Below are 13,527 nucleotides of genomic sequence, written 5' to 3'. Positions count from 1 at the left end.
TAACATCAAGAACGGGAGAGTCCAAACGCTGGCTGAAACAACGAACCAGGAGGAACGTTCGTTCTCATTATATAGGAATATCTGTTCGTAAATCAATAGCCAAATTGAGTTTCGATGTAAAATTCGCCAGCAGCTTTTGAATTGCCGTATTCCAGTTGTATATTCAGTCGTATGCAAGCCGAAAGACCTGCGCCGGGCTGCAAGCTGCCAGTGCAGGTCTTTTCTTATCTCCCCTAAAGGCATGTTCATTCCTACTTGACCTAGCGCAGCGTTAGCTCCCTAATACGGCTCCTACACGGTCAAATGCCCATTCTGTTCATCTGCAATCGAAATGGTGAGTGACCGTCGATAGACAAAATCAGGGAAAATCCCCTAAACTTTCAATCCACACGCTCGCATAGCGCAATAAATCAAAAGCGGTGATGTCAGATGAGTAATCATGTTACTTTTTCGCTGCACCGCCGCGAAAACGATGTCCTGCCTCTGTCGCTGTACGCGCGGCAAGCTCGCTTAAATCCGCCAGCTCCGGAATCGGCTCCAACACCTCATCGGCAGCTGGCAGATGCCAATGTGCCAGAAACTCGATATTGCCTTCTCCGCCTGTGATCGGGGAAAAGGTAAGCCCGCGCAGCTCATAACCGAGCTCTTTGGCAAAGCCGAGCACATGCTCTAACACTTCCTGATGCACCTTCGGATCACGCACAACGCCGGTTTTGCCTACTTTTTCCCGTCCAGCTTCAAATTGCGGCTTGATCAGCGCCGCCACATCGGCAGGACGTGACAATAGCTCTTTGAGCGGCGGCAACATCAAACGTAGCGAAATAAACGACACATCGATGCTAGCAAAGTTTGGCGTTGGCCCTTCCAATTGCTCAGGTGTCATATAACGAAAATTCGTCCGCTCCATCACTTGTACTTGCGCATGATTGCGCAGCGACCAGTCTAGCTGATTGTAGCCGACATCAATCGCATACACATGCGCTGCACCATGCTGCAAAGCACAGTCTGTAAATCCGCCGGTGGAAGAACCGATATCAAGCATAATACGTCCTTCCATATCCAAACTAAAATGCTGGATCGCCTTTTCCAGCTTCAACCCGCCGCGACTGACATACGGATGTACCGCACCTTTGACATTGAGCGCGGTATCGCGTGGAATTTTCATGCCCGGCTTTTCCAAGCGCTCGGTGCCGCCGTAGACGAGCCCTGCCATCACGGCTGCTTTTGCTTTTTCCCTGCTTTCGTAATATCCCTGTTCGACGAGCAGGACGTCAAGACGTTCTTTATCACTTGCCATAAATAATCTCCTGTACGGATTCCGTATTTTTAAACGCTATTTGTAGCGCCTGATGTTTTGGCTCATTGTAATCATTCCACATTAAAAGCAGCTGTGTAAACAGCAAACGAAGCGGAAAATAAAACTTTCCGCTTCGCTGCTGTCATCGTTCAACGGTCAGACCGAATTTTTTTGAAATGTCCATGCTTGTCCCGGTGCGAGCGCTTTAAGCGAGGCGGCGATATGCTCCGGTGTCAGCCCTGCTTCACGTTGCTGATCTTTAATGCTGCCGTGCTCGATAAACGCATCAGGAATGCCCATCAGCCCAACGGTAACATCATACAAACCGCGCGCTGCATAAAACTCCAACACCGCACTGCCCATACTGCCCGCCTGTGACACTTCTTCGACGACGAGCATCCGTGTGCCACGCGCTGCCAGATCAAGCAGCATCTGCTCATCCAGCGGCTTCATAAAGCGCGCATTGATCACTGCCACATGCATGCCGTCGCGTTTCAGTTCGTCGGCAACTTCGATCCCCATTTGCACCATCGGCCCGGAGGCGATGATCGCATAGCCGTCACCTTCACGTACGTTTTCCCATTGTCCGATCGGAATCGGCAGCAGCTTTTGATCAAGCGGTACGCCCAAACCGCTAATACGCGGATAACGGTAAGCGATCGGTCCATCATTGTATTCCAGCGCCGTTTTCATCATATGGCGCAGTTCATTTTCGTCCTTTGGCATCATAATGACCATATTCGGAATATGACGCATAAAAGCAACATCATATACGCCTTGGTGTGTCTCACCATCCGCCCCGACAAAACCGGCACGGTCAATCGCAAACATAACGTTGGCGTTATGACGACAAATATCATGCACGATCTGATCGTAAGCACGCTGCATAAAGGTTGAATAGACCGCATAAATCGGCTTCATACCTTCCATCGCCAATGCCGCACACAATGTTGCCGCATGTTGCTCGGCAATACCGACATCGATCATACGCTCAGGAAAGCGATCGGCAAACGGGAACAGCCCCGAACCGCCCGGCATAGCAGGCGTAACGGCAACGATGCGCTCGTCTTGTTCCGCCAGCTCGATCAGCGTTTTGCCGAATACTTCGGTATACATCGGATTACCGGCAGCTTTGAGCACTTGACCGGATTCGATTTTGTACGGTGTAATGCCATGCCATTTGTACGAATCGGCTTCGGCTGGCAAATAGCCTTTGCCTTTGATCGTCACCACATGGATTAGCACCGGGCCGTCTACATTGTCTGCCTGATGGAATGTTTCGAGCAACTTCGGCAGATCATGACCATCGATCGGACCAAAATAAGTAAAGCCCAACTCCTCAAACAAGACGCCGGATACCATCGCATATTTCAGCGAATCTTTTAGCTTTTCGGCGGTTTTGGCAATTTTGCCGCCAATCGCTGGAATTTTTTTGAGCAATTGTTCCACTTCATCTTTGGCGCGTAAATAGCCGCGATCCGAGCGAATTTTGCCCAAATATTTATGCATCGCCCCTACATTCGGTGCGATCGACATCTCGTTGTCGTTCAGCACAACGGTCAGCTTGCGCTGCTCATGTCCGATATGGTTAAGCGCTTCAAAAGCCATACCGCCTGTAAGCGCTCCGTCACCGATTACGGCGACGACTTTATTGTGTTCCCGTTTGAAGTCACGCGCAAGCGCCATCCCCATCGCTGCTGATAGTGATGTACTGCTATGCCCGGCTTCCCATACATCATGCTCGCTTTCATTGCGTTTAACAAAACCGCATAAGCCTTTGTATTTGCGCAATGTATCAAAACGATCCATCCGCCCGGTTAAAATTTTGTGCACATACGCCTGATGACCAACGTCAAAAATAAACTTGTCTTTTGGACTGTCATACAAATAATGCAGAGCAAGCGTAAGCTCCACTACACCCAGATTGGAAGCCAGGTGACCGCCTGTTGCCGATAGCTTCTCGATCAGAAACTGGCGAATTTCTCCTGCCAGCACGGTTAACTGTTCTGTTGTCAAATCTTTGAGATCACTTGGTTGATGAATCTGTGGAAGCAGCACACCATTTCCCCGCTTTCCTTTGAACGCCACTCGGCGTCCAAATATTGTTTACATGCAAAATAATCAATCGATAATTGTACCTGCGTTTTATATTACTATCCACTATACCACAAGCCGGTTCGTTTACGAAATCAGCTATCCTATATTGCCGGATAAACGGTTTCCGCTCAATTAGAGCAGCTAGTTTTACGACCAAACTGTACACAGCGTCTGTAAACCAAACAGCCATACTTGCCAAAACGCAGATAACGGATAAACACCAGCAGGCAGTAAACTCCCGTTCATACTAAGAGTTTTCCGGCTTGCTCGTTTTATCCGCTTCTTCAATTCGTACGCTGACGCACGCCTAACTATCATCGATTGCTGAAATAGACCCTGATGGCTATACGTAACCATTAATGGTCACGTTGCACCAAATAATCTGCGATTTCTTCCAAACGACTGGCGTCTTGCAAATTTGCCGCCTGCAAAGCTGTTTTAGCGCTTGCCGTCAGACGCTCCACTTCCTGTCTGGAAGCGTCCAAACCGATAAAGTAAGGATAGGTCACCTTTTGCAGCTTGCTGTCGCTTTGCGTTTTTTTACCGAGCTTAGCTTCGTCACCGATTACGTCCAAAATATCGTCTTGAATTTGGAACGCCAGCCCGATATCAGAGCCAAAACGACGTAGCGCATCCAGTTGCTGCTCGGTCGCTCCTGCTGTTCTTGCCCCAGCCGTAAGCGAAAACATAAATAAATCCGCCGTTTTGTGCAGATGGATATACCGCAATTGCTCCAACTCGGTCATGCCCTGTTCGCCTTCCATATCTGCCACCTGTCCACCGACCATACCACGCGGCCCGGCATATTCCGCCAAATCACGCACGATCGCTAGCGCTGCTTCCGGTTGTACGCCCAACGCAGTACAGCCTGTCACCGCATAAAAAGCATGTGTAAGCAATGCATCACCAGCGAGAATCGCCAGCGCTTCGCCATACACTTTATGATTGGTCAGCTTGCCACGACGGTAATCATCATCATCCATCGCCGGCAAATCATCATGAATTAGCGAGTACGTATGTACCATCTCGATCGCACACGCTACCGGCAGCGCCGCTTCACGACTGCCGCCCAGCGCTTCTGCCGCCGCAATCACAAATACCGGACGCAGACGCTTGCCGCCTGCCATTAGCGAATACAACATCGATTGCTGCAATGTATCCGGCACATCCCAGCCGGAGGGCAAAAAGCTTTGTAGTTGCTCCTCCATCTGCACGGCAAGTTCATCGATATAGTGCTTCAGCTCTGGACGCTCACTCAATCTCGTCACCGCTTTCGGCAGATTGGAACGGCTGTTTGCGCAGCTCTCCATCTTCTTCAACGATCATTTCAATTTTGCGCTCCACTTCTTCCAGCTTGGAACCGCACACTTGGGATAACTTCATTCCTTGTTGAAACAGATCAATCGCTTTTTCCAGCGGCACATCGCCATGTTCCAATTCGGAGACGATTTCCTCTAGCCGGTCCATCGCCTGTTCAAAATTAAGCTCTTGTTCCTTTGCTGCCTTCGCCATCGTTGTCCGCCTCCTTAATGCTCCATATGTTACACTGCAATTGTCCATCCTGCAGATGTACTTTGATAATCTCTCCCGGTGTTACCTGTTTGACCGATTTGATCAATTGCTGTTCTGGCTCATCGTACACAAGGCTATAACCGCGCGCCATCACTTTCAGCGGGCTCAGCGCATCAAGCTGTTTTAAGCCAAAGCCGTGCTGCTGCTGCTTTTGCCGTAAAATTTGCTGCATGCGCAATTCCAACTGCCGGCGCGCCGCATCGGTACGTCGTCTTGCATAAATGAGTTGCTCCTGCGGATTATGCCGTGCTAGCCGCTGACTCATCCGTCCCAACCGTTCGCGCTGCACATGGCTGCGCCGCAGCAAGCTGGCGGTCAGGCGGCGTTCCAGCATATCCAGCCGTGTCATATGCTGTACAAGCTGACGCTTAGGATGAAGAAGTGCCGTAGAACGCCGCAATCGGTTCAAACGTTCGCGCTGACGCTGCGACAGACGCAGCAACCCTTGGTGGAGCTGCCGACGTATTTGGACGAGCTGTGCACGTAATTCATTGACACTCGGCACCGCCAGCTCAGCAGCAGCAGTCGGTGTAGCAGCACGCAAATCGGCGGCAAAGTCAGCGATCGTAAAGTCGGTTTCATGTCCGACCGCCGAAATGACTGGAATATGCGAGCTAGCGATCGCCCGTGCTACCATTTCTTCATTAAATGCCCACAGTTCTTCGAGCGAGCCACCACCACGTCCGACAATTAACACATCGGCTTCGCCCATCCGGTTGAGATCACGAATCGCTTTGACGATCGCTGGTGCTGCCCCCTTACCTTGTACAAGCACCGGATAAACGACGATCTGTACCGCTGGATAGCGGCGGCGCAATGTGATCACCACGTCGCGCACCGCTGCACCTGTTGGTGAAGTCACGACACCGATCACTTTCGGAAAATGCGGAATCATGCGCTTGCGTGAAGCATCAAACAGACCTTCATGCTCTAGCCGTTGCTTGAGCTGTTCATAAGCGAGATACAGACTGCCGATGCCATCCGGCTGCATCGAGGTTGCATAAAACTGATACTGTCCGTCACGTTCATAGACGGAAATATAGCCACGGGCGACAACCCGTGTGCCTTCTTTCGGAATAAACGGAAGCCGCTGATTGTACGAAGCGAACATAATTGACTTTAAGCGACTGCCTTCATCTTTTAATGTAAAATACATATGCCCGCTTGAATGATGAGTGAAATTGGAGATTTCGCCCCTCAGCCATACTTCGGAAAGCAGCGAATCGGACTCCATTTTCATCCGGATGTATTTATTAATCTCCTTGATGGAGTATATACGCTGCTGTTGCCCCATAACGGTCTCCTTTCTTACTTGAGCCCTTTATTTGAGTCCATATGCACGGCGCGCGGCGACGAGCGTGTTTTTCATCAACATCGTGATCGTCATCGGGCCTACGCCGCCCGGAACCGGAGTGATCGGCCCGGATACTTCCTTCGCACTTTCAAAATCAACATCACCGGCAAGCTTACCGTTATCAAGACGGTTCATACCAACATCGATCACGACCGCTCCCGGCTTGATAAAGCTGGCGTCGACAAAATTAGCACGCCCAATCGCGACCACGAGAATGTCCGCCTGTTGAGTCAGTTCCTTCATGTTCGCTGTACGAGAATGACACATCGTTACCGTTGCATGTTCGCGCTGCAACAGCATCGATACCGGTTTGCCGACGATATTACTGCGACCGATTACGACCGCATGTTTGCCAGCCAGTTCGATACCGGTACGTTTGATCATTTCGATCACGCCTGCCGGTGTGCATGGCAGCAAACTTTCGTCACCGATCATCAGATTACCGACATTGATCGGATGAAAGCCATCCACATCTTTTTGTGGAGCAATGGCGTCGATGACCGCTTTTTCTTCAATTTGCTTCGGCAATGGCAACTGTACCAAAATACCGTGAATATTGTCCTGTTTGTTCAGCTTGTCTACCAATGTCAGCAGTTGTTCCTGTGACGTATCGGCAGCCAGACGGTGAACTTCCGAATAGTAGCCAAGATCATGGCAAGCTTTCTCTTTATTGCGTACATAAACATGGGAAGCCGGGTCGTCACCGACGAGCACAACCGCCAATCCTGGCTGAAAGCCCTGCGCCTGCATCGCTTCCACTTCCCGCTTAATATCCTGACGAATTTCCTGCGAAATCTGTGTACCGCTAATAATCGTTGCTGCCATGATAAATCGCTCCTTTAACATATGAAAATGAATATGAATGAGGGCATATGCCCTTGTATCACTGAGCTTAAATCGTTTACCTCGTAGCGATGATCGCTTGCCTGTTGCCGCTTGTCACCTATCGATTGTCGCTTATTGGCGACCTTTCAGCTTATCCAGATCGTGGATCATTTTACCAAGCACACCGTTGACGAATTTGCCTGATTCCTCACTGCCAAAATGTTTGGACAGCTCGATCGCTTCGTTTACAGCTACCTTTGCCGGCACATCTTCGGTGAAAATCATCTCATACACTGCCAAACGCAAAATTTGACGGTCGACCCGGGACAGACGACTGACTTGCCAATTTTGCAAATAATCGACGAGCAAACCGTCGATCGCTTCACGGTTACTGTTCACACCAGCTACGACATCAAGCACATACGCTTTGAGCTGTCGTTCATCTTGTACTTCCACTTCAGACTCGTTGTCCGCCGCCGCTTCCTCTAGCAACATCTCTACAGCAACTTCGGCTTTTACTTCATTCATTTCCATTTGATACAGACTTTGTACGGTAATTTCCCGCGCTAATCTTCTTTTCATACGATTCATATCCTTTCGGCAACATGCACTGCGCGCCAGCTTGCCATTAGCTATGCTCTAAGCTACGCCAAACGTGGCTGCATCTGTCGCCTGTATATTTTATTGAAAAATAGTTAGCTTCCGCAAGTATACGGACGGCAAACAAAAAAACTGTCCACCTTCATTTCCGGAAAAGCGGGGATATTGCTCACTTCAAACCGGGAATGATGATGGACAGGGTTCATCGAAACGGACGCCAGCGATCGGCTAGCCATTCGCTGACACGTTGCCAGTGAATAAATGGACCTAACCGCAAATCACGGTGACGACCGACCGTATAACCTATGAACACTAACAGTGCAAAGAACAACATATCCCAAAACCCAACCGTCAAATACAAAATGCCGCAGCCGATGCCTGCCAGCACGCCGAGAATTCGTCCGCCGAAGTTCTCCCAGATCAGTTGCCATCTCATGAGCGAAGCCCCTTTCTACTGCACTCTGCTTTTGAATGCAGGCGAATGAACGATATTCGCAATATAGACCGAAACCGATGAGACCGGAATACCGGTAATCTCCTCAACTTCGGTATGAATACTTTTTTGCATGCTTTCCGACAGACCCGGAATCGGTGTCTCGCCATCTACAACCGCACGAATGACGATATCCAGTCCCGACTCCACCACCCGAACACGGGTTTTCAGATCACGTACACCACGTGTGCGCTCGGCAACTTTAAGCGTCATATTTTCAATCGTATCCAGCGAAATTTGCACATCGCCAAATTCGGTACGCTGATGTACCGAATGCATGGAACCGCGTTCCGTTCGAATCGATACGTAAAAAAAACGGATACTTAGCAAAAACAGCATGACCGCAATAATGACGACGGTAATATACACATTTTGCTCATTGCGGTAATCTATCGTAAAAGGAAACTGTCCGGTCAGCAGCAAAATAACAAGCACAGACAAAATGCCAATACTCAGACTGTATACAAACAATAGCAGCCGATCGATAATTTTAGCCAAAACATTGCAGCCCCTTTACATTGTACTAAACCCCAGACTGCTCGTCAGGGGTTTATGATGGGCGGCTCTACCGGATCACCTATCCCGCAGAGCACAACCCGCTGCTCGTATCCGCATTCCGCACATACGCTGTTTCATGAAAAGTGGTATTGCTCGCCCATAACGAATCAAGCGTTAATGATTTGAGGCGAATTATTTTACACGGTGGGTAAATTCGCTTTCTTCCTGTTTGTCCACCGTTTCCAAATGCACATCATGAATTTGCACGTTAACCTCAATGACAGTCAAACCGGTCATCGTTTCAATCGAGCGTTTTACATTGCGCTGAATAAGCGCAGCGACCTCTGGCAAACGATGTCCGTATTTCACAATAACCGACACATCCACCGCCGCCTCGCGTTGACCTACTTCAACCTTTACGCCACGGGACAAGTTTTTACGTCCGAGCAGCTCGGCAATTCCACCGGCAAAACCACCGCTCATACCGGCTACACCGTCCACTTCGATCGTAGCAAGACCGGCGATCACTTCGATCACCTCGGGCGCGATCTGGATTTCACCGATGTCTGTCCGTTCAAATTCAGTCGGGAATGTACTCATTATTTATACACCTCCTGCCAAGTAAACTTAATATAACATGGACCCGGTTCATTGACAAACCGAAGCGCATTGCCATTATACTTCGTTTTCTTCCAGGAATTTAATATCAAAATCACCGCGTACAAACGTCTCATGATTCAGCAAACGCAGATGGAAAGGAATCGTCGTATGGATACCTTCAATGGCAAATTCATCGAGCGCACGCTTCATACGGGCAATCGCCTCATCGCGTGTCGGCGCCCAAACGATCAGCTTGGCGATCATCGAATCGTAATATGGCGAAATTGTATAGCCCGGATAAGCGCCACTATCGACACGTACACCCGGCCCACCTGGAGCAAGATAGAAATTAATTTTGCCTGGGCTGGGCATAAAGTTACGCTCAGGGTCTTCCGCATTGACACGGCATTCGATCGACCAGCCGTTAATTTCCACTTCGTCTTGGGTAAACGAAAGCGGATTGCCTTCTGCCACACGAATCATTTCCTGAATCAGATCGACGCCAGTCACCATCTCGGTCACCGGATGTTCCACCTGAATACGGGTATTCATTTCCATAAAATAAAATTGTCCATCTTGTCCAAGCAGAAACTCCAATGTACCTGCGCCAGAGTAGTTGACCGCTTGCGCTGCACGTACAGCCGCAGCGCCCATCTCGGCACGCAGCTCAGGCGACAGCACCGGGCAAGGCGCTTCTTCGACGAGCTTTTGACGACGACGTTGAACAGAACAATCCCGCTCACCTAAATGCACGGCATTGCCGTGACGGTCAGCGATAATTTGCACTTCAACATGTTTCATGCCGGTCAGGAATTTCTCCAAATAGACGCCGCCATTACCAAACGCTTTTTCCGCTTCTTGTTGAGCGTTTGTCATCTGTTTAACGAGCGATTCTTCGCTTTCAGCGAGACGAATCCCTTTACCACCGCCACCGGCAGTTGCTTTAATAATGACCGGGTAGCCGATCTCACGCGCGATTTTGACCGCTTCGTCCAAATCGTCAACGATACCGTCCGAGCCAGGAATAACCGGTACACCCGCTTGCAACATCGTGCGCTTCGCTTCGGATTTGTCACCCATCCGATTGATCGCATCTGGAGATGGCCCGATAAACGTAATATTGCATGATTCACAAATCTCGGCAAAGTCCGCATTTTCGGCAAGGAAACCGTAACCTGGATGCACTGCATCGCATTCGGTCAGCGTTGCAACACTCATCAAGTTGGTCAGGTTTAAATAGCTATCTTTGGACAGCGTCGGGCCGACGCAATACGCTTCATCCGCAAGGCGAACGTGCAGCGAATCACGATCCGCTTCAGAATAAATCGCCACCGTCGAAATGCCCATCTCACGGCAGGCGCGAATAATACGAACCGCAATTTCGCCACGGTTCGCAATTAGAATTTTTTGAAATTTCATTGTGTATGTCCTCCTCCAGCCTGTGTGCGTAAGCTCCGTCTTACTCCGGTTTTACCAGAAACAGGGGCTGGCCATATTCAACCAGTTGCCCGTTTTGAGCAAGCACTTCGACGATTGTTCCGTTTACTTCGGCTTCCAGCTCATTCATCAGCTTCATCGCTTCGATGATACAAACGACGGATTTACCGTTTACTTTGTCGCCTGCGCTTACAAATGGACCTTTTTCCGGAGATGGAGAGCGGTAGAACGTTCCGACCATTGGAGACACAATTTTATGTAGTGTCGGATCGGCTTCCGGTGTCGTTGCAGCAGGTGTTGTCGCTGGCGCGGATGCTTGTGGTGTTGCAACCGGCTGGCTTACTTGTGGTGCGGCATCTGCAACAGGAACCTGTGCTTGCACATATACGGTTTCGGATTTACCCGGCTTGCGGATAACGAGACGGGAGCCTTCGTTTTCAATCTCCACTTCCTGAACGGAGGTTTCGTCCACCAGTTGAATCAATTCTTTAATTTCGTTTAATTTAAACATCTATTCATTCACTCCTTTGGCTTCTTCGCCTAGCAACTGAGCACAATAGAGCGCGCTCATTTCGGAAAATTGCACATAACGCTATGTATTATAGCACATTACTGAAAAAGGCGTGAATATGTTTGTTCACGCCTGGTGGAAAAGAGATAGAGTTGGCATCGCCCTACTTTATGATCCGTCCGATGCGTACCAATACACCGCTTGGATCGCTTACCGCAAATTCATACATTCCCCACGGCTTGGCATGTGGCGCGCCTTGTTCAATAATGAATTCCTGCATACGCTCTGCTACCGCATCCACATCATCAACATACAAATACAGCCCGAACGGATTGCTTTCAATCGTTGGCGGCCAACCTGGTGTATAATTCAAATGCAAATGCCAGCCACGTCCATCTTCCAAAATGCGATATTCACCATAATGACGTACTACCTTAAAGCCAAGTCGTTGATAAAACGCCTCACTTGCATCCAAATCATAACACGGCACAATAGCGACTACATGATGATTCATTCCAATCGCCCCCTCATTTTCAGTTATTGGACATCCTGTTAGCTAACTGCTTGTTCATTTTATGCTACCGCTTCTCTTTCTCTGCAAGCATACGATTGCAATACATGCCCAAATCAAAAATGGAGATGACCAGAACACGTCTGTCATCTCCATTACACTTACGTTTACATTTAATTACCGCTTAACGACGATCTTGCGGGCCACCTACAAATGCTTGTTCTTCCGTATCCAAACCGTATGCGGTATGCAGTGCTGCTACCACATCATTCAGACGACCTGCTTCGATCACACACGATACTTTGATTTCGGACGTGCTGACCATTTTGATGCTAACGCCCTGCGAGGAAATCGCTGCAAACATTTGGGCAGCTACACCCGGATGGCTAACCATACCGGCACCGACGATCGATACTTTAACAAGATCGGTTTCAGATGTTACTTCATCGTAGGGCAATTCGCCACGAATCGCCGTGATCACTTGCAGTGCACGCTCGCGTTCTTCCAAATTAACGGTGAAGGAGAAGTCGGCTTTGCCGTCCATCACACCGCTCTGGACGATAATGTCAACGTCGATCTTCGCTGTTGCCAGCTCGCTGAACATTTTGGCAAGTACGCCGGGCACATCGTTTACTCCTCTAATCGTAATGCGTGCCACATTTTTATCGTAAGCGATGCCGCTGACTACCGCTCCTTGTTCCATCGTTGCTTCCTCCTTCACTAACGTTCCTTCATTATAGGTAAAGCTAGAGCGCACAACGAGACGCACATTGTTGTGCTTAGCATATTCGACCGCACGCGGATGCAATACCGCAGCGCCGAGATTTGCCAGTTCCAGCATTTCGTCATAAGAGATTTCTTTTAGCTTGCGCGCGCATTTGACAATACGTGGGTCAGTGGAATAAATGCCATCCACATCAGTATAAATTTCACACACATCCGCCTGAATAGCAGCTGCCAGTGCAACAGCAGTCGTATCGGAACCACCGCGGCCAAACGTAGTAATCTCGCCGTCTGCCGTAATGCCCTGGAATCCGGCTACGATGACAATTTGCCCTGCTCCAAGCGCTTTTAGCACACGCTCTGGACGAATATCGCGAATACGTGCACGTCCATGTTCCGCTTCGGTTTCAAAACCTGCTTGCCAGCCTGTAAACGATACCGCTTCTCGTCCTTGATGCTGGATCGCAATCGATAACATCGCTACGGAAATCTGTTCCCCTGTTGTCATCAGCATATCCAGCTCACGTGCGGACGGATTCGGATTTAGCATTAGCGCCTGATCGATCAGATCATCGGTCGTATCACCCATCGCGGACACGACGACTACGCATTGATGTCCTTCATCCTGCTTTTCAATTACACGTTTTGCTACGCGCTGCATGCGCTCTACATCACCGACGGAACTGCCGCCGAACTTCATTACGAACAAAGCCAAGACATCTTCACTCCCTACTTGATACAGGCTGTGACCTACGCCAGCGCCCGGATTAAAAGCATATCCACTGTGCAGATATGACATCATATGAAACGATTCTCTTTAACAGTATAATACGACAACGCGTGAATCACTACTGCAAATTTTATGCGTTGGCTTATCCGTGCAATATCCGCATCATCTCAATGTTCATAAGGTGCGAACGATTGCAAATGTTAGGTGACATCATGCAAATTTATCATCAAAACAGTATAAATATACAGTGGCATTTATAAAAAACAGGCTGCCAACACC

The 13,527-nt window shown here is 49.3% G+C and carries 14 protein-coding genes; all 14 read right to left on the bottom strand.

Translation table 11 applies throughout. From position 1 onward, the window contains the following. Positions 1 to 442: 442 nt before the first annotated feature. Positions 443 to 1,297 (bottom strand): TlyA family RNA methyltransferase, encoded by an 855-nt coding sequence (locus U1I11_RS07965; protein WP_322905428.1) that lies wholly within the window; start codon positions 1,295 to 1,297, stop codon positions 443 to 445. Between the two features lie 156 nt (positions 1,298 to 1,453). After that, on the bottom strand, positions 1,454 to 3,355 hold the full coding sequence (gene dxs / locus U1I11_RS07960; RefSeq protein ID WP_322905426.1) for a 1-deoxy-D-xylulose-5-phosphate synthase: 1,902 nt from the start codon (positions 3,353 to 3,355) through the stop codon (positions 1,454 to 1,456). A 395-nt stretch (positions 3,356 to 3,750) separates the two neighbouring features. Beyond that, complete coding sequence (locus tag U1I11_RS07955; RefSeq protein ID WP_416235601.1) at positions 3,751 to 4,704, bottom strand: polyprenyl synthetase family protein; 954 nt, start codon at positions 4,702 to 4,704, stop codon at positions 3,751 to 3,753. Beyond that, complete coding sequence (gene xseB / locus U1I11_RS07950; RefSeq protein ID WP_322905424.1) at positions 4,646 to 4,906, bottom strand: exodeoxyribonuclease VII small subunit; 261 nt, start codon at positions 4,904 to 4,906, stop codon at positions 4,646 to 4,648. Before xseB ends, U1I11_RS07955 begins: the two co-directional genes overlap by 59 nt. After that, positions 4,875 to 6,260: an exodeoxyribonuclease VII large subunit gene (xseA, locus tag U1I11_RS07945; RefSeq protein ID WP_322905422.1), complete on the bottom strand. Its 1,386-nt coding sequence runs from the start codon at positions 6,258 to 6,260 to the stop codon at positions 4,875 to 4,877. The genes xseB and xseA overlap by 32 nt, the downstream gene beginning before the upstream one ends. Positions 6,261 to 6,287: 27 nt before the next feature. Continuing rightward, positions 6,288 to 7,145: a bifunctional methylenetetrahydrofolate dehydrogenase/methenyltetrahydrofolate cyclohydrolase FolD gene (folD, locus tag U1I11_RS07940; protein ID WP_322905420.1), complete on the bottom strand. Its 858-nt coding sequence runs from the start codon at positions 7,143 to 7,145 to the stop codon at positions 6,288 to 6,290. A gap of 132 nt (positions 7,146 to 7,277) precedes the next feature. Next, on the bottom strand, positions 7,278 to 7,727 hold the full coding sequence (gene nusB / locus U1I11_RS07935; protein WP_322905418.1) for a transcription antitermination factor NusB: 450 nt from the start codon (positions 7,725 to 7,727) through the stop codon (positions 7,278 to 7,280). Positions 7,728 to 7,947: 220 nt separating this feature from the next. Further along, the gene (locus tag U1I11_RS07930; protein WP_322905416.1) at positions 7,948 to 8,181 is read right to left on the bottom strand and encodes a DUF2273 domain-containing protein; all 234 of its coding nucleotides are present in this window, start codon (positions 8,179 to 8,181) and stop codon (positions 7,948 to 7,950) included. 15 nt (positions 8,182 to 8,196) lie between these two features. Continuing rightward, the gene (gene amaP / locus U1I11_RS07925; RefSeq protein ID WP_322905414.1) at positions 8,197 to 8,736 is read right to left on the bottom strand and encodes an alkaline shock response membrane anchor protein AmaP; all 540 of its coding nucleotides are present in this window, start codon (positions 8,734 to 8,736) and stop codon (positions 8,197 to 8,199) included. 192 nt (positions 8,737 to 8,928) lie between these two features. After that, on the bottom strand, positions 8,929 to 9,336 hold the full coding sequence (locus U1I11_RS07920) for an Asp23/Gls24 family envelope stress response protein (RefSeq protein ID WP_322905412.1): 408 nt from the start codon (positions 9,334 to 9,336) through the stop codon (positions 8,929 to 8,931). A 75-nt stretch (positions 9,337 to 9,411) separates the two neighbouring features. After that, positions 9,412 to 10,755, bottom strand: coding sequence for an acetyl-CoA carboxylase biotin carboxylase subunit (gene accC, locus U1I11_RS07915; RefSeq protein ID WP_322905410.1), 1,344 nt, complete (start codon positions 10,753 to 10,755; stop codon positions 9,412 to 9,414). Positions 10,756 to 10,795: 40 nt separating this feature from the next. After that, complete coding sequence (gene accB / locus U1I11_RS07910; protein WP_322905408.1) at positions 10,796 to 11,284, bottom strand: acetyl-CoA carboxylase biotin carboxyl carrier protein; 489 nt, start codon at positions 11,282 to 11,284, stop codon at positions 10,796 to 10,798. A 163-nt stretch (positions 11,285 to 11,447) separates the two neighbouring features. Next, entirely contained in the window at positions 11,448 to 11,798 is a 351-nt protein-coding gene (locus tag U1I11_RS07905) for a VOC family protein (RefSeq protein WP_322905406.1), read from the bottom strand. Positions 11,799 to 11,979: 181 nt separating this feature from the next. Further along, entirely contained in the window at positions 11,980 to 13,233 is a 1,254-nt protein-coding gene (locus U1I11_RS07900) for an aspartate kinase (RefSeq protein ID WP_322905404.1), read from the bottom strand. Between the last annotated feature and the right edge of the window lie 294 nt (positions 13,234 to 13,527).

The organism is Paenibacillus campi (assembly GCF_034659835.1).
Classification (GTDB): domain Bacteria; phylum Bacillota; class Bacilli; order Paenibacillales; family Paenibacillaceae; genus Saccharibacillus; species Saccharibacillus campi.
This window is presented reverse-complemented; position numbering and strand designations above follow the sequence as displayed.